15 protein-coding genes are annotated in these 15,504 nt (G+C 67.2%); 8 read left to right on the forward strand and 7 right to left on the reverse strand.

All coding sequences use genetic code 11. The features are described 5' to 3' along the window. The first annotated feature begins 60 nt into the window (after window positions 1-60). Window positions 61-1,743, forward strand: coding sequence for a flagellinolysin (locus BSY238_RS02760; protein ID WP_083223894.1), 1,683 nt, complete (start codon window positions 61-63; stop codon window positions 1,741-1,743). Here BSY238_RS02760 and BSY238_RS02765 read toward each other — a convergent pair whose 3' ends face one another. Next, window positions 1,744-2,382: a hypothetical protein gene (locus BSY238_RS02765; RefSeq protein ID WP_069037804.1), complete on the reverse strand. Its 639-nt coding sequence runs from the start codon at window positions 2,380-2,382 to the stop codon at window positions 1,744-1,746. A gap of 223 nt (window positions 2,383-2,605) precedes the next feature. On the opposite strand from BSY238_RS02765, the gene BSY238_RS02770 reads away from it, so the two are divergent. Both BSY238_RS02770 and BSY238_RS02775 read left to right on the forward strand, forming a co-directional pair. Continuing rightward, window positions 2,606-2,980, forward strand: coding sequence for a DUF4149 domain-containing protein (locus BSY238_RS02770; protein ID WP_069037805.1), 375 nt, complete (start codon window positions 2,606-2,608; stop codon window positions 2,978-2,980). Between the two features lie 171 nt (window positions 2,981-3,151). Then, window positions 3,152-3,451, forward strand: a complete 300-nt coding sequence (locus BSY238_RS02775; protein ID WP_069037806.1) for a hypothetical protein — start codon at window positions 3,152-3,154, stop codon at window positions 3,449-3,451. A gap of 225 nt (window positions 3,452-3,676) precedes the next feature. Here the strand turns inward: BSY238_RS02775 and BSY238_RS02780 are convergent, their stop codons facing one another. Beyond that, complete coding sequence (locus BSY238_RS02780) at window positions 3,677-4,096, reverse strand: putative DNA-binding domain-containing protein (protein ID WP_069037807.1); 420 nt, start codon at window positions 4,094-4,096, stop codon at window positions 3,677-3,679. A gap of 221 nt (window positions 4,097-4,317) precedes the next feature. Here BSY238_RS02780 and BSY238_RS02785 point away from each other — a divergent pair, with 221 nt between their 5' ends. Both BSY238_RS02785 and BSY238_RS02790 read left to right on the forward strand, forming a co-directional pair. Beyond that, the gene (locus BSY238_RS02785; RefSeq protein WP_069037808.1) at window positions 4,318-5,229 is read left to right on the forward strand and encodes a LysR family transcriptional regulator; all 912 of its coding nucleotides are present in this window, start codon (window positions 4,318-4,320) and stop codon (window positions 5,227-5,229) included. Window positions 5,230-5,480: 251 nt separating this feature from the next. Further along, on the forward strand, window positions 5,481-6,278 hold the full coding sequence (locus tag BSY238_RS02790; RefSeq protein ID WP_069037809.1) for a hypothetical protein: 798 nt from the start codon (window positions 5,481-5,483) through the stop codon (window positions 6,276-6,278). Between the two features lie 69 nt (window positions 6,279-6,347). Here the strand turns inward: BSY238_RS02790 and BSY238_RS02795 are convergent, their stop codons facing one another. Genes BSY238_RS02795 through BSY238_RS02805 form a run of 3 tightly spaced genes read right to left on the reverse strand, consistent with a single transcriptional unit; the run spans window position 6,348 to window position 9,847 of the window. Further along, window positions 6,348-7,727, reverse strand: coding sequence for a vWA domain-containing protein (locus tag BSY238_RS02795; RefSeq protein ID WP_069040405.1), 1,380 nt, complete (start codon window positions 7,725-7,727; stop codon window positions 6,348-6,350). Beyond that, window positions 7,720-8,817 (reverse strand): AAA family ATPase, encoded by a 1,098-nt coding sequence (locus tag BSY238_RS02800; protein WP_069037810.1) that lies wholly within the window; start codon window positions 8,815-8,817, stop codon window positions 7,720-7,722. The genes BSY238_RS02795 and BSY238_RS02800 overlap by 8 nt, the downstream gene beginning before the upstream one ends. Before the next feature lie 25 nt (window positions 8,818-8,842). Then, complete coding sequence (locus tag BSY238_RS02805) at window positions 8,843-9,847, reverse strand: hypothetical protein (RefSeq protein ID WP_069037811.1); 1,005 nt, start codon at window positions 9,845-9,847, stop codon at window positions 8,843-8,845. Between the two features lie 263 nt (window positions 9,848-10,110). On the opposite strand from BSY238_RS02805, the gene BSY238_RS02815 reads away from it, so the two are divergent. Then, window positions 10,111-11,121, forward strand: a complete 1,011-nt coding sequence (locus BSY238_RS02815) for a restriction endonuclease (protein ID WP_069037813.1) — start codon at window positions 10,111-10,113, stop codon at window positions 11,119-11,121. Here BSY238_RS02815 and BSY238_RS02820 read toward each other — a convergent pair. Further along, window positions 11,108-11,827 carry a haloacid dehalogenase type II gene (locus tag BSY238_RS02820; RefSeq protein ID WP_069040406.1) on the reverse strand — a complete coding sequence of 240 codons (720 nt, stop codon included), beginning with the start codon at window positions 11,825-11,827 and terminating at the stop codon, window positions 11,108-11,110. The genes BSY238_RS02815 and BSY238_RS02820 overlap by 14 nt on opposite strands. Window positions 11,828-12,353: 526 nt before the next feature. Between BSY238_RS02820 and BSY238_RS02825 the strand changes: the two genes are divergently transcribed. Continuing rightward, a complete protein-coding gene (locus BSY238_RS02825; RefSeq protein WP_069037672.1) occupies window positions 12,354-13,319 on the forward strand; it encodes an IS110 family transposase in 966 nt (321 codons plus the stop codon). Window positions 13,320-13,402: 83 nt separating this feature from the next. Here BSY238_RS02825 and BSY238_RS02830 read toward each other — a convergent pair whose 3' ends face one another. Further along, window positions 13,403-14,194, reverse strand: a complete 792-nt coding sequence (locus tag BSY238_RS02830; RefSeq protein WP_083223895.1) for a DUF3014 domain-containing protein — start codon at window positions 14,192-14,194, stop codon at window positions 13,403-13,405. 143 nt (window positions 14,195-14,337) lie between these two features. Here BSY238_RS02830 and BSY238_RS02835 point away from each other — a divergent pair, with 143 nt between their 5' ends. Beyond that, entirely contained in the window at window positions 14,338-15,219 is an 882-nt protein-coding gene (locus tag BSY238_RS02835; RefSeq protein WP_069037815.1) for a pirin family protein, read from the forward strand. Window positions 15,220-15,504: the final 285 nt, after the last annotated feature.

The raw sequence follows: 15,504 nt of genomic DNA on the forward strand, positions 1-15,504 counted from the left end.
CCTGCCGCAAACTCGCCTGACGGGAATTTTCCCCGCAGACATCGCGACAGAAAACGGATCGTGCGGATCGCATCCAACCCCTATTCGCTGAATACGCAGCGCCACCTTGACCAGACGAGTCAGGGCATGGCACGCACGCTGCAGCGTCTGTCGTCGGGGTTGCGGGTCAACAACGCGGCCGACGACGCCGCCGGCCTGGCGATCGGTTCGCGCATGGAGGCGCTGATCCGCGGCGAACGCCAGTCGGTGCGCAACATCAACGACGCCATTTCGATGGTGCAGGTGACCGAAGGCGCCATGGGTTCGATCGCCGAGTCGCTGCAGCGGGTGCGCGAACTGGCGGTCCAGGCGGCCAGCGACAGCCTGTCGACATCCGACCGGGCAGCGCTGCAGGAAGAAGCCGGCGCGCTGCTGCAGGGCATTACCCAGGTATCGCAGCACACCCAGTTCAACGGCAAACAGGTATTCGCGCAGACCACCGGCAGCATCGGCGGCGATGACCCGAACATCCGCGCCGTGGTCGACGGGCTGCGTCTGGGCTGGCTCGAAGAGGCGGAAACCCTGATCGGCGACAGTTTCGGCATCTATGGTGACGGTGCGTCACTGACCGTGAATGTCACCTTCACCGACGGCGCCGGCGGCGTGGCGGCATCGGTGTCCGGTGTCGGCGCGCCCGGCGGCAAGGTGACCGATCAGTTCCTGAACATCGACATGGCGGATTTCTCGCCGCCGAACCTGCCCAATGGCGGCAACGCACCCTTCTACAACGATCGCATCATCGCGCACGAAATGGTGCATGCAGTGATGGGGCGTTCGATGAACTTCACCGCGCTGCCCAACTGGTTCAAGGAGGGCGCGGCCGAATTCATCCATGGCGCCGACGAGCGGCTGTCGATCGACTACAACGGCGGCGCCGGACTGGCCGGCATGCTGGCCGCATTCAACGCCGACAGTGTCGCCGCGAGCGCCGGCTACTCGGCCGGCTACGCCGCACTGCGCTACATGCATGACGAAATCAAGGCGACCGGCGGCAAGGGCGTCAAGGACATCATGACCTATCTGAGCGCCAACGCCGGCAGCACGCTCGACCAGGCGCTCGCCAACGCCAGCGGCGGCGCCTTCGCCGGTCTGGCTGACTTCGGCACCCAATTCAACGCCGCTGCTGCCGGCTACATCGCCGGCCTGAATCTGACGAATGCCGACACCGGCGCCATCGGTGGTCTCGATGCCGACGGAGGCGCCGTGAAATCGGCCATCAGCGTGCTGACCGATCGCGGCACGCAGTACAGCGAACAGCCGCTGACCAGCTTCCAGCTCACCTGGCCGGGCGGCATCACCGGCGGCACCGGCGCCCAGCAGATGGCTTTCCAGGTCGGCGCGGCGTCGAAACAGACCATCAATGTGTCGGTGGGCGGCGTCAGCGCCATCAATCTCGGCGTGGATGGCGTCGATCTGACGAACCAGGCCACGCGCGCCATCGTGCATGTCGATCAGGCGATCGAACACCTCGCCGCCGAACGCGCCAAGCTCGGCGGCGTCATGTCGCGCTTCGACATGGCCACCCAGGCCGCGCGCCTGTCGGAAGAAAACACCAGTGCGGCGCGCTCGCGCGTCATGGACGCCGACTTCGCGCAGGAAACCGCCGAACTGACGCGCAAGCAGATCCTGCAGCAGGCCGGTACGGCCATGCTGGCGCAGGCCAACGCCTTCCCGAATCTCGCGCTGCAACTGCTGCGCGGCTGATCAACGCCGCGCTTCGGCCGGCTGCGCCCGCCTGAACAGCATGCGCAGCCCTGCCGCAGCCAGAAACGCCACGATCAGGCCGATCACCCCCCACTTCAGCATCACGCTGTAATGCCCCCAGGCAAACAGCGCCTCGCCCGGGCCGTCGGCGCCGGCGGCCAGAAACATCAGGTGCGCAATGTTTTCGCTGACGTCGGCAAGACCGGCCAGCGGCGCCGCGAATGTCGCCGCCTGCCCGACGCGGCGCGGCGCGCCGCCGAGCGTGGCCGCAGCGCGCGCGCACAGCATCCACAGGAAGATCGAGTACGCCGTCATGAAGGCGAAATCGGCAAAGAGCGTCTGCCGCGCCGTGTGCAGCCGAGCATCCGGTGCGCGCGCTTCGACGCGCTGCTGCGCCGCGTCCGGCGGGCGCGCCGGCGCTGCGCACCCGTGCAGCACGCGCTGCGCTTCGGTGTCCGCACACTGACCGCCCCAGCTCTGCAGCACCAGCCGGGCACAGTCGGCCGAGCCCGCAAACTGCAGGTTCAGCATGCCGTGCGGCGTGCACGACATCTGGAGGTCGCGGTTGGTGGCCAGCACGAAAGCGCCGGTCACCACGGTCAGCAGCAGCGCGGCGATCAGCCGCACGGCGCTCGTCATTCCAGCCGCGCGTTCAGCGGCCCTTGCGGGCGTTCCGGATGACATGTCCAGCCCTCATGGTTCGCGCGATCCAGGGCGGTCCCTGCTCCGCAGCGGATCACAGAATTCACTGCCCGCCCGTTGTGCGCAAGTCCCGGATCGGCAGAACCTGCGGCGCGGCGGCCTGTCTGTGCCGCAGGCACGCAGGGTCTGTTGCCCTGAGGTGCACACCGGAGGCAGGGCGATGCTGAGCGAACTGATCGTGGCAGGTGTGGTGGGCGTGATGCTGTTTTTCACCGTGGCGGTCGCGCCCGGCATCTTCAAGGTGTTGCCGCAGCAGTGGGCCAGTGTGTATGTGCGCAACTTCTTTCCCAAGTACTACGCCGTACTGGGCGCCGCCTGCCTGGTCGCGGCCGTGATCGATGCACCGCAGGCGGTGCGCATGGCGGCGGCCGTCAGCAGCGTGCTGTTCGCCATTTCACTGTGGGGTGTCACGCCGGCCGTGAATGCCGCCACCGACCGCGGCGACCGCCGCCGCTTCGGCCTGCTGCACGGGCTGAGCGTCGGGCTGAACGTGATCATCCTGATCGCGCTGGTGTGGGCGCTGTGGGCTGCCTGACCGTCGCCACACCGGGGTGCCCCCCTCGTCGGGCAGCGTGATAGGTGCCGGTTATCGGGTCATCGAAACTCGGTATTTCACAGCCTTCATGGCACTTCGGATACTCGTGCGGATGACTCGCGCAGTCTCCCTGTCCGGGTCGTCACCGCCCGTCAACCAAGGAGTCACCCGATGATTACGCTCAAAGAGTCGCTGCGCACCGCGTCGCTCACCCTGCTGCTGTCGATCGCCGCCAGCGCCGCCCAGGCCGGCCCCGACGAGACGTCCGTGTATTTCATGGACTTTTCCGGAAAGATGCGCACGATGGAAGTCATGAAGAAGATGGACAGCGACGGCGACAAGATGATCAGCAAGGCCGAATTCATGAAAACGATGGAAATGAGTTTCGGCAAGATGGACAAGAACGGCGACGGCATGCTCGACGCCAAGGAATGGATGGGCGAGAAGCATTACGGCGGCGGCAACGGCTGATCGGCAGGCCCGAGCTGCGCGCGTCACGCCGCCCGGCTATCCGCCGGGCGGCGTGGTCGCGAGCGGTGTGTGGTTCGCCCATGGGCGTGCAGACGGTACGCACGGCAACCTGATGATGCGCAAGTGCCCCGATCGACCCACGATGAGCACCGCAACGCGATGGCCGGGCGACGGTGCAGCAACCCGGGCGCCGCTGCGCCACCAGTCGTAAATTCGCACCACATCCTAGTCCGAATGGAAATGCAGCACCTGCAACAGCGAACGGCGTCGCGCGAGCGGTGCGACCGTCATGTCGGCGAGCATCGATTCCAGCCGGATCAGTTCGCCCAGCCAGGGCAGCGCCTGCAGTGTCTGCTGCTGCCCGAACCACCCGCCGGCCACGATCTGCTCGGCCTGCCGAAAAGTGACGACATCACGACGTTCGATGACCAGCCGCCGCACCAGCGCAAGGAAACACCGGCGGCCGATCATGGCGGCACTGCACGGATAGCGGCGGCGCAGCGCATCGGCAACCCGACGCTCGAGCGCACGCCGGTAGCGCTGCAGCAATGCGTCGGTCAGCCCGACGTCCGCTTCGATGCCCAGCGACCGCGCCGCCACGGCCCGCCGCAGTCCGTCCAGTTCGTCCTCTGCGGCGCGCGTCATCGCGCGCCGCCTGCTGTCTTGCGCTCGGCGGCTTGCCGCGCCGCGGTGCGCGCCGTCAGACTGTCAAGGTGGGTGGGCATACTGGAACCTGAGTGGAACGTGAGCATTCCGCGACAAGACACCGGATATTGTCGTCAGCGGAAGGACGTGCCGGAAATCACAAGTTTTCATCGAGCGATAAACCGTGCTTATCGCCCGGGCGCCGTCATCAGGAGTGAAACGTGGAGCTTTATCAGATCCGCTACTGCCTCGCCGTGGCCGAAACCTTGAACTTCACGCGCGCAGCCGAACGCTGCTTCGTGTCGCAACCGGCACTGACCAAGGCGATACAGAAGCTGGAAGACGCGCTCGGCGGGCTGCTGTTCGACCGCAGCAAGGTGGCGGTCAGCCTGACAGATTTCGGCCGCTCGATGCTGCCCAGCCTGCAGCAGATCTATGCCGCGACCAGCCAGACGCGCGAACTGGCACGCCGCCTGCAAAGGGACCGCGCGGAATCCGTACGCGTCGGCATCATCTGCACGATAGACCTGAACGCCATCTTCCCGGCCTTCCTCGCCTTTCAGCACGCCTTCCCCAAGGCCGATATCCAGTTCCGCGAAGGTTCGATGGAGGCGCTGATCGACGCGCTCGACAAGGGCGACATCGATGTCGCGCTGCTCGCGTCACCGTTTGCCATCGCCCGGCGCTTCAGCGGACCGGTGCTGTACACGGAGGATTTCGTGGTGGCGCACGGGCCGGCGCACCGCTTCGGCCAGCGGGCTGCCCTGTCGCTCACCGATCTGCAGGGCGAGGCCTACTGCCAGCGCAGCCTGTGCGAGTTCAGCCTCTACATCGAGCGCGTGATGGCCGAACGCGGCGTCGACGTGAAAGTCGTGCAGCAGACCCCGCGCGAAGACTGGGTGCAGACCATGGTCAGGGCCGGCGTCGGCGTCGCCTTCATGGCCGAATCGACCGCGCTATCGGGTGGCCTGTCCTTCAGCCGGGTACCGGACGCCCGCTTCGCGCGCGAAGTACGTGCCATGGTGTTGGGCGACCGCCCGCACTCCGGTGCCGTCGACCAGCTGCTCGGCTTCCTGCCCGGCTTCGACTGGTCGCACATTCCCTGCCTGAAAAAGCCCGACGCGACGGGCTGATCACACCCCTTCCGCACCGCACCCGCCTGACCCGCATGGCGCGCCGCCAGGCCAGCGTCTGGACAGCCACGTCTGCTCGCAACGGCGTTTCCCTGCACCCTTGTCGGTTCGTCTGAAAAATTAATTAATCATTAACAGCACATTAAGAATTCATTAATTCTGTGCTGTAATTCACGCAGGGGAAAAACACCTGCCGCCAAGGCCGGGACCAGACCGCACGCCTGCCGTGCGGCGAGCGTGGGAGCAAGGGGATGAATCGGGAAAGCAGTGAACTGTCGGTCTTGTGGTGGGGCGTGTTTCCTCCGCTGGTCATGATCGCGGTAGTCGTTGGCAACTATTTTGCGCCGCCGCTGTACGAACTGATGACGGTACGCGACGAAGTCAATCCTTACGGCATCATCGAAAACGGCACCATCCTCGTCATGTTGCCGGCCATCGTCGCCGGCTTCATCGTGTTCTCGCGCCGCCGCGCCTTGCCGCACTGGACGACCGGCTGGGTCGCGCTGGGCTGTGCCCTGGCCTGCATCTATTTCGCGGGTGAAGAAGCGAGCTGGGGCCAGCACTACTTCGGCTGGGAAGCCGGTGAGCGGATGAGCGAAATCAACAAGCAGAAAGAGACCAATCTGCACAACGTGAGCACCTGGTTCAACCAGAAGCCGCGCATGATCGTCGAATGGTGGCTGCTGCTCGGCGGCATCATCCTGCCGCTGTGGCGTGCGATCCGCCGATCGACGCCCGACACGACCTCATTCAGTCACTGGTTCTGGCCGACCCACATCGTGGTGCCGACCGCCGTGCTCTATCTCGCGCTGCGCTGCGGCTACTGGTACCAGAACGCGACCGAAGAAGTCATTCCTTACTGGACCTACGACCCGGAAACACGCGAGTACTACATCGCGCTGTTCCTGTCGCTGTATCTGCTGTCGATGTGGAGCCGCATGAACGGCATGCTGCGCGCATCGCAGGCTGAAGCGGCCCGTCAGCCGGCTGCGCGCGCCGGCGCCGCGGACCCGGCGGCCGAAAGCACCCCGCCGAACCAGCTCGCGTAACGCGCGCAGAGCGCTCGTCTGCGACTGTTTCGGGCAGCGCCCCCGGTCCGCGTGACCGCCGATCAGCGATCAGTCGAATGGCAGCAGGCGGCCGAACGGCACGTGCGCGCGCCGGGCCGATTCCGGCACCGCCCACAGCACGGGCCAGCGCGGTCGGAAGCGCGCCGGGCCGTCGAGGTCGGTCAGCACGACGGCGATGTCCGGCCGATGACGGTCGGCTTCTTCGAGCAGCGGCGTGAAGTCGGTGCCGCCACCGCCGGTGAAGGTGAGCCCCCCCAGATCGGCGCGCCCGGCGGCGAACTGTTCGACGCGCTGCACCCGGTCGTCACCGATGATGAGTACCAGCCCGGCCTCGAGCCGGCGGCTGATGGCTTCGATCTCGCGCGTGAAGCGGGCCATCAGCGCATCGTCGATCGAGCCCGACACATCGACGATCAGCGCCAGCCGCGGTACGGTCTTCGCCGCGCTGAAGCCCGGTTCCCACGGCATGCGGTGGCGCGGGCCGGCGCGGCCCTGGTTGGCGATGTACGAACGCGACGGCCGCGACCACGACACATCGCGCTTCGGCGACAGGCTGCGCGCGAGCTGGGTGCGCAACACCTGTTCCCACGGCGTGCGGCTGCGCGGCAGATCGGCGATCAGCGTGCGCAGCATCGAATGCGCACCATCGTTCGCGTGGCCGCGGATCAGACGCTCGCTCCACTCGCGCGCCTGCTCCGCTTCCGCCTCCGGCGGGCCGCGCGTGCCGGGGGCGGGCACCAGGTCGCGTTCCGATTCGCAGCCGAACGCCCTGACCCGGCCCGACTTCGGTCCATCGGGTTGCGCGGCGGCTTGCGTGCCGTCCGCCTGCGGTGCAGGCGTGGTCGCACCGCCCGCCGTGTCGGCGTCCTGGCCACCGTGCTGGCGCGGCGTGCGGCTGCGCCCGCCCGACGGCGGCGGCCGGCGGTCGTCGATGGCCCGGTACAGGCGCTCGACATCCCATTCCAGCAGCGATTTCTCGACCGGCTGGTCGATGCCCAGCACGGTCGTCAGCAGGCGGTCGAGCTGTACGGCGGTGGCCGGCTGACGCAGCCATTCGAGGTGAGACAGCGCGCTGTTGATCAGCGCGTCGGCACACAGATTGAACAGCTGCAGGTCGACGTCGCCGAGCACCTGCTGCAGTTCGACGAAGCGCTGCGGGTGGCGCAGCGCGATGTGCAGCACCTCGTGCGCCACGCGAGCGGCCTGTTCCTCGATCGGCAGCCGCTCGAAGGCGGCACCGTAGAAGATGGTGTGGCCGTCTGTGGTGAGCGGCGCCGGCGTGGTGTCGGCGTCGGCCGGCAGGTCGCGATGGCGCACCCACAGCGCCAGCCCGCCGGTGGCTGGCGCGAACTCGACCATGCGCTGCACCGCGCGCGTGCCGCGATGGATGTACAGCGAGTGGCCCGCCGACGGAGTGCCTTCAGGCATCGCGACGCTGCTCGACATAGCGCCGGTAGGCCGGGCTGTCGAGAATGGCCGCCGCCAGATCGCCTTCCAGCGCCTTCTGCATCAGCAGTTCCATCGCCAGCGTCTGCGCCTCGCGGATCGGCAGCGGCACGCTGCCCCGGATGTCCGGCAGCTGGTCGATGATGTCCAGCCCGCGCGTCATGCGCGGCGCATCGGTACAGGCGGCGAGCAGACCGTAGATCAGGCCGTACAGGCCGTCGAGCGTCTGCGGCAGCAAGGCGGCAGTGGCCGGACCGCGCGGCGTGTCGAGCAGGCGCATCACGTCGGCACCGGCGCGCAGTTCGCGCAGCACGCCGAAGAACTCGGCCGCATTCGCCGCGCCGATGCGGCCCTGAACGAACAGCCGCTGCGCCGCTTCCGACACGCCCGACTTCAGCACATTCGAAATGTCTTCCCAGCCGCGCGGGCTGGCGCCGATCAGGTAATCATTCGCAAGCTGGGCCTGGGTGTCGTCGAGCTTGTCCGGCCGCACCTTCAGATAGGCCATCACCTCGGATGCGAAACCCATGGCCAGCGCGTGCGACAGAAAGGCGTCGATCACCGTCTGCACGTTGAAGTGGAACATGCGGTCGGCCAGCGCGGTGCCCATGTCATGACACACGGCGCCGTGAAAGCTCGCATTGCCGGCGGCGATCACCTGCCAGCCGTCGGGCAGCCGGTAGTTGCCGACGCGTCGGTCGAGAATCAGCGAATAGGCGGAAATCTGCAGCCGCTGGTCGGCTGCGGTCAGTTCGTCGAGAAACAGGATGCCGTCGGGCGCGTCGGCGGCGGGCAGGAATTCGGGCGGAAACCAAACCGTCTTGCCCTGCACCTCGTCGGCATAGATGGCGCCGCGGATGTCCACCGGCTCGATCGTGGTCAGGCGCAGATCGACCAGCGGCACGCCGTAGTGCGCCGCCACCTGACGCACCACCGACGACTTGCCGACGCCGCGCGAGCCCCACAGCATGGTTGCGCGCCGGCGCAGCACCGGGTCGGCGAACTGTTCGATCAGCGCCGCCTTGGCGGCCGCCACCGATACCGGCGGAATGTTCATCGGATTGGCAGACATCGAACCTCGCTTGAACCGGAAAACCTCAGTGGGTCGGCACCGCTTGCACGGATGACGGCGCACGCCACGCCGCAGCACTCAGACGGCGTGGCCGCGGCGGCAGTTCGATGCGCGGCATTTCGCGCATGCTGAAAAACAGCACCAGCAGCAGCGGCGGCGAATTGAACAGCAGCATGTGGATGACCGAATCTTCCGAAATGCCGAAATACGGTACCGCCGCCGCCGCGAGGATCAGGCCGATGCAGGTCGCCACCGGAATCGTGCGGCGCAGGAACACGCCCCAGCGTGCGGCGCGCCAGTCGGCATGGAAGGCATCGGGCGATCGCGACAGCGTGCGGTCGAGATGGGCAACCGTCTGTTCGAGCTTGCGTTCGGCATCGGCGCTGCGCGCCACCCCCCGTCCGCGCAGCCGCACGGTGCCGCGCCAGCCGCCCTGGTCGGCCAGGCTGCGGCGAAAGCAGTCCCAGTCGCGGCCGAGCACTGCCAGCAGATCATCCGGCAGCTCGACCGTGCCCTCGCCACCCTCGACCAGTTTCAGTTCCGCCGGCACGCCCTTGACCGACGACACCTCCATCGTCAGCAAGATGCCTGCACCGCGCGCATCGGCGTCGGTCAGCACCGGCGCATCGACGGTCGTGTCGTCGCGCCAAAGTCCGTCACCGCCACCGAGCCGGTACGACAACCCGATGACGAAACGCCCGATCTTGCGGAACTGCCGCTGCACGTCGATTGCCTCGACGCGCGCCAGCAGCTCGCCCGGCGGCGCGCCCTCAGCGACCAGACGCGCCGCGACGCCCGACGCATGCGTCAGCGTACGGGTCAGCCGGTAGCGATCGGCCGCCGGCTGGTCGAGCTGCAATACCTCGACCAGTGCCGCATTGCCTGATGAATCGGCACCGTGCGACACCGGCCGGAACACCAGCTGCCGCCTGAGCCGGTCGCTCGCCGGCAGATCGACCGGACGCCCGCGCCGGACGAATGGCTCGACCAGCGCGAGGATGTCGTGGTGGGACAGCGGTGCCGTCGTCATCGCGCCGCCTTCAGGTGCAAACCTCCGAATCGCCTCATGCGTGCCGCGCTCCGCTCGAATTGACTGCCCGGCGCAGTGTAGCGCAGCGAAAAAGCCCCGCATGCTGCAGCGCCGCGGGCCGGTGCGCGCCGTTGTGCAACGGTCGGCCGTTGCGCGGTACCGGCCACCGCCTGACCGCATGCAGGCATGTCACCCCCCGGCCGCATCGACTTGACGATGTAGTATTCCATCCGGTTTTCTCAATTGCCTACGAAAGGACACTCATGGCCAGCCAACGCCGCCGCGGAACCAAGGACACAGGGCTGGTCGCGCTGCTGCTCGACTCACCGTGGTATGTCAGCGTGATCCTCGGCGTCGCCATCCTCGTAGGCTTCAAGCAGATATTGCCTTCGATGTGGGCAGACAATCCCATCCTCATGACTGTTGCGACGGCCCTGTCGAACATGGCCTGGCTGCTTGCCGGCATCTGCTTCCTGCTGGGCGCGCTCGTGTTCGTGAAGACGGTCGTGATGCGCGCCGGTTCGGCGCCGGCACCGCAACCGGCAGACCGGGCGGCCCGCGCATCTCGGCAGCGACCCGCGCCCGATGGCCATGCATCGAGCCGATCCGGATCCGAACGGGTGCCGGACGACATCGGCCCTGAAAGCATCCGCGCTGCCGCGCCACGCACAGCGCCCTCACCCGCGCCCGCGCCCTCGGCGTGGTCGATCGAACTGATGCGCGCCATCGAATGGAAGCGCTTCGAAGACCTGTGCCAGAAGTTTTACGAAATCAAGGGCATCCGGAGCCTCACCACGCCGCTCGGCCCGGACGGGGGCATCGACGTCCGCCTGTTCCAGGACGATTCCGGCCGTGCCACCTCGATCGTGCAGTGCAAGGCCTGGGGCGAACGTTTCGTGGGCGTGAAGCCGGTGCGCGAACTGCTCGGCGTCATGACGCACGAAAAGGTCGCCAAGGCCTTCTTCATGACCAGCAGCCGGTTTTCCGACGACGCAAAGGCGTTCGCGCGCAGCAACCGCATCACGCTGATCGATGGCGACATGTTCCTGATGATGATCAATCGTCTGCCCGCCGCCTCTGCCGAAGCACTGCTGCGCTTTGCCACCGCCGGCGACTACAGCACGCCGACCTGCCCGAAATGCGGGCTGAAGATGAAGGCGGTCGCGGGGCGCGAAGGGCGTCCTGATTTCTGGGGCTGCACCGGCTATCCGCGCTGCCGTCAGCGGCTCGGCATGCGTCGGGACGATGCAGCGGCCGCGGTCAGCGCGACCTGATGGCGCCGTGCAGCGCGTGCGCCAGCTCGATGACGCTATCGACCGCGATATCCACCGGCACGGTGGGCTTCGATTCGCCGCGTCCCGGGCCGTGCTCGTCCGGGCGGGCGATGAAGGCGGTGCGCAGCCCGGCGGCTGCGGCACCGGCCAGGTCGGACGAATGGGCGGCGACCATCATCGTCAGTCCGGGGGCAAGGTCGAAGGCGTCGGCGGCCGATTGGTAGACGATGGCCTTGGGCTTGTAGTCGCGCGCCAGTTCGGCGCCGGTGATGGCGTCCCACGGGAAGTCGTTGCGTCGCGCCAGATCGACCATCAGCGCGATGTGCCCGTTGGAACATGGTGCGAGCCGGTAGTGCGGGCGCAGTGCGGCGAGCCCGGCGGCCACGTCGGGCCAGGCGTCGAGCCGGTGCCAGGCAAGCGTGAGCGCATGTCGCGTGGCCTCGTCGGCGCGTTCGGCGTCGAAGGCGGTCAGCACGATGTCGAGGTTGCGCCGATGCAGTGCGTCAAGCTTCATGAAGGGCAACCGGCCCGCCCTGACTTCTTCCATCGCTGGCTGGTATTCCGCGCGCCATGCGTCCGCCAGCGCCAGGCCATCGATGACGATGCCGACGCCCCCGAGCAGCGTCTCCGCCTCGCGCGCGATGGCGGTGCGCCAGTCGACCAGCGTGCCGAACACATCGAACACCAGCGCCTTCACGTCATGCATCGCCATCTCCAGCCAGATTCGAAAGGTGCAGCTTAACGAAGTGCCGACGGCGTTGTCTTCATGGCAATCGGCTGGTGTGGGTGGGGCTGCGGGGGCTGGCTATCGCGTGGGAGCTGGCTCTGGCTGTGGGAGCTGGCTCTGGCTGTGGGAGCTGGCTCTGGCTGTGGGAGCTGGCTCTGGCTGTGGGAGCTGGCTCTGGCTGTGGGAGCTGGCTCTGGCTGTGGGAGCGGCGGCCTCGCCGCGATACGCACGTTGATCATCGATCATCGCTGCGCCGATCGCGGCGAGGCCGCCGCTTGTATGTTCTGTCTCGGCAAGTTGTAGTGAGAACTTGTCGGGGTGGAGGGACTAACGCCGCTTCTGGCTTTTGCACAGACCGTGGGAGATATCGTCCCGCCCCTCACCATCGAGCACCCATGAGGAATCCATCGACGCGGCCCTCGCCGGCCCTGATCGACCATATCCTGCAAGCGATTGCCTGGTGAGTCCCGACAAGTCCCTAAACCTTAGTCGGGAGCGCCTGTTCATGACAAGTCAGCCTTCGCCGATTCACATCGGCATCGACGTATCCAAAGCCAGCCTCGATATCGCACTGGGCGAGCACGGCCCGGTGCAGCGCATCGACAACACCCCTCTAGCCATCCGGGCCTGGCTGCGCACCTTGCCCAGCGGCCCGCTGCACATCGGCTGCGAGGCCACCGGCACCTACCACCTCGCGCTGCGCGACGCCGTGATCAAGGCCGGGCACCCGCTCTACCTGATCGACGGCTACCGCCTCTCGCGCTACCGCGGCGCCACCAGCGTGCGGGCCAAGACCGACCCGATCGACGCCCGGCTCATCGCCCGCTACGTCGCCAAAGAGGGCTCGCACCTGCGCCCCTACACGCTGCCGCCCGAGGCCACGCAACGCGTGCAGCAACTGCTGCGTCGTCGCGCCACCCTGGTCCGGACCGCCGTCATCTTGCGCCAGAGCCTGTTCGATCTGCCCGGCTTCAAGCGCGAGGTGCGCGCCTTGCTGGCCAAGGCCGACCGGCTCGCCCAGCAGATTCAGGCCCAGATCGTGGAAAAGCTCAAAGCCAGCGACTGGATCGACGATCACCGCCGCTGCCAGGGTATCGAAGGCGTCGGTCCGCTGAGCGCCGCCGCCTTGTGCGCGACCTTCCATCGGGGCGCCTTCAAAAGCGCAGACGCCTTCATCGCCTATCTCGGGCTCGATGTGTGCGTGCGCCAATCGGGAAACCAGAACGCCCGCGGCACCCTGAGCAAAAAGGGCGACCCGGAGGTGCGCCGACTCCTGCACAACGCCGCCATGGCAGCCAGCCGCTCAGCCACCTGGAAACCCTTCTATCAGGCCTGCATCGCTCGCGGATTCTCCTGCACTCAGGCCCTCGTCGCACTCGCGAGAAAGATCGCTCGCGTTGCGTTCTCTCTCATGAAAACCGGCTCGCAATACCAACCCAGGGAGCACAAAAACACTTGTGCTCAGACATAGAATCTCCCACAGGGCGCCGCTCCCACAGGCCGCCGCTTCACAGAGTGCCACTCCAGCAGGGGCTACTTTCCCTTACGAACCGCTCAGGGCTGGCGCGTCACGGCGGCGCGGATGTCGGCGAGCTTGGCGCGGACGCGTTCCGCGTTGGCGTCGCCCATGCGCAGCATCATTTTCTGCCCCTCCGACAGCTTTTCCAGTTCCGGGTCCGCGAAGGTGTACAGCACCTTGGGCTGCTTCAACCGGATCGGCCTGGGCACGACCGGCGTGGCGAGCAGGTGGTCGATCACTTCGACCAGGCGGTTGTTGAAGTAGCCATTCGGATAGCCCAGCTCGACGTACTGCTGCTGGAACAGCGGGTAATGGCGCACGTACAGATCAACCAGTTGCGCGGTGGGCACCATCTCGGCCAGCTGCACATATACGTCGTAGCGCGCGCTGTTGGCGGCGTCGAGCGTCAGCGTGTCGCCGCTGCCGGCGGTCACCGGCGCGCCGGGCACCGGCTTGACCGGCATCAGCCGCCGCGTCACCCGTTCGCGCGGCAGGTTGTCGACGGTCACGACGATGCGGCGCACGATGTCGGTCGAGCTGAAGTATTTGTCGAACGCGGCGCCGAACAGGCCGGCCAGTCCGTCGCGCATCACGGCATCGCTGTCGACCGGGGCGGCAGTGGGCGACGCAGGCGCCGCGTCGGGCGGCGGTGTGATCGGGTAATTCGGCACCTCGACCGGCGTTTCGGCCGGCGCCGGTTCCGCAGGCGGCGCGACCGCCACCGACGGTGCATCGGCAGGCGGCGATTCCTTCTGCATATATGTATACAGCGCAGCGGCGCCCGCCAGTACCGCGACGACCAGCGCGCCCTTTGTCCATGTGTTCATCCGGAGTCCTCCCTTTATTGTCGGCATGCTGCAGATGGACCCGGAATACCGCGATGGATTTCACGCTGAAGCATGTCCGGATGTAACACGTTGCCGGCTGACCGACCTACCATCGGCCATTGATACTGCTTGCGGAACATCCCATGAACGACAGCCCGATCGAACTCGTCATCGCCGCGCGCCACGCCGACCTTGGCAATGGCCTCGTGGTGCGCCGCGTGCTGCCGTTTTCGAAGCGGCGCATGGTCGGGCCCTTCATCTTCCTCGACCACGCAGGGCCGCTGACCATCGCCGCCGACGCCGTGCGGGCCGCCGACGTGCGGCCGCATCCGCACATCGGCCTGTCGACGGTGAGCTATCTGCTCGGCGGACAGATGACGCATCGCGACAGCCTGGGCGTCACGCAGGTGATCCGTCCGGGTGAGGTGAACTGGATGACGGCCGGGCGCGGCATTTCGCATTCGGAGCGCTTCGAGCATCCGGCGTCGTTCACCGGCGGCGGTCTGGAACTGCTGCAGTCCTGGGTGGCGCTGCCCGAAGCCGACGAAGAATGCGATCCGGCGTTCGACACCTGTCCGGCCGACGCGCTGCCGGTGGCCGACGAAAATGGTGTCTGGCTGCGCGTCATCGCCGGCGAGGCATACGGGCTGCGCAGCCCGGTCAGGACGCATTCACCGCTGTTCTACGTGCATGCCGCGCTGCAGCCGGGCGCGCGTCTGGCGCTGCCCGACGCGCACGCCGAGCGGGCCCTCTATGTCGCGTCGGGCTGCGTCGACATCGCCGGGGACCGCTTCACCACCGGACAGATGGCCGTGTTCGCGCACGACGCCGCCAGCACACTGCAGGCCATCGAGCCATCGACCGTCATGCTGCTCGGCGGCGAACCGGTCGGCCCACGCCACATCTGGTGGAACTTCGTGTCGTCGCGCAAGGAACGCCTCGAACAGGCCAAGGCCGACTGGCAGGCCGGGCGCATCGCGTTGCCGCCGCACGACAATCAGGAGTGGATTCCGCTGCCGGGGTGACGCGGGCTGTGGGGTGCTGGCTCTGGCTGTGGGGTGCTGGCTCTGGCTGTGGGGTGCTGGCTCTGGCTGTGGGGTGCTGGCTCTGGCTGTGGGGTGCTGGCTCTGGCTGTGGGGTGCTGGCTCTGGCTGTGGGGTGCTGGCTCTGGCTGTGGGAGCGGCGGCCTCGCCGCGATCAGTGCAGCGATGGCCGCCGTGCAAAGTGAGCGATCAGTGCAAAGGGACCATTGATCGACGACCGGATCGCGGCGAGGCTGCCGCTCCCACAGCGTCTGCGCCACACTCCAG

Source organism: Methyloversatilis sp. RAC08 (genome assembly GCF_001713355.1).
In the GTDB taxonomy this organism is placed as follows: Bacteria; Pseudomonadota; Gammaproteobacteria; order Burkholderiales; family Rhodocyclaceae; genus Methyloversatilis.

Bases quoted from the DNA above. Each gene is read 5' to 3' on its own strand.
- BSY238_RS02765 (WP_069037804.1), bottom strand. From the start codon at position 2,382: ATGACGAGCGCCGTGCGGCTGATCGCCGCGCTGCTGCTGACCGTGGTG.
- BSY238_RS02770 (WP_069037805.1), top strand. From the start codon at position 2,606: ATGCTGAGCGAACTGATCGTGGCAGGTGTGGTGGGCGTGATGCTGTTT.
- BSY238_RS02775 (WP_069037806.1), top strand. From the start codon at position 3,152: ATGATTACGCTCAAAGAGTCGCTGCGCACCGCGTCGCTCACCCTGCTG.
- BSY238_RS02780 (WP_069037807.1), bottom strand. From the start codon at position 4,096: ATGACGCGCGCCGCAGAGGACGAACTGGACGGACTGCGGCGGGCCGTG.
- BSY238_RS02790 (WP_069037809.1), top strand. From the start codon at position 5,481: ATGAATCGGGAAAGCAGTGAACTGTCGGTCTTGTGGTGGGGCGTGTTT.
- BSY238_RS02795 (WP_069040405.1), bottom strand. From the start codon at position 7,727: ATGCCTGAAGGCACTCCGTCGGCGGGCCACTCGCTGTACATCCATCGC.
- BSY238_RS02800 (WP_069037810.1), bottom strand. From the start codon at position 8,817: ATGTCTGCCAATCCGATGAACATTCCGCCGGTATCGGTGGCGGCCGCC.
- BSY238_RS02805 (WP_069037811.1), bottom strand. From the start codon at position 9,847: ATGACGACGGCACCGCTGTCCCACCACGACATCCTCGCGCTGGTCGAG.
- BSY238_RS02815 (WP_069037813.1), top strand. From the start codon at position 10,111: ATGGCCAGCCAACGCCGCCGCGGAACCAAGGACACAGGGCTGGTCGCG.
- BSY238_RS02820 (WP_069040406.1), bottom strand. From the start codon at position 11,827: ATGCATGACGTGAAGGCGCTGGTGTTCGATGTGTTCGGCACGCTGGTC.
- BSY238_RS02825 (WP_069037672.1), top strand. From the start codon at position 12,354: ATGACAAGTCAGCCTTCGCCGATTCACATCGGCATCGACGTATCCAAA.
- BSY238_RS02830 (WP_083223895.1), bottom strand. From the start codon at position 14,194: ATGAACACATGGACAAAGGGCGCGCTGGTCGTCGCGGTACTGGCGGGC.
- BSY238_RS02835 (WP_069037815.1), top strand. From the start codon at position 14,338: ATGAACGACAGCCCGATCGAACTCGTCATCGCCGCGCGCCACGCCGAC.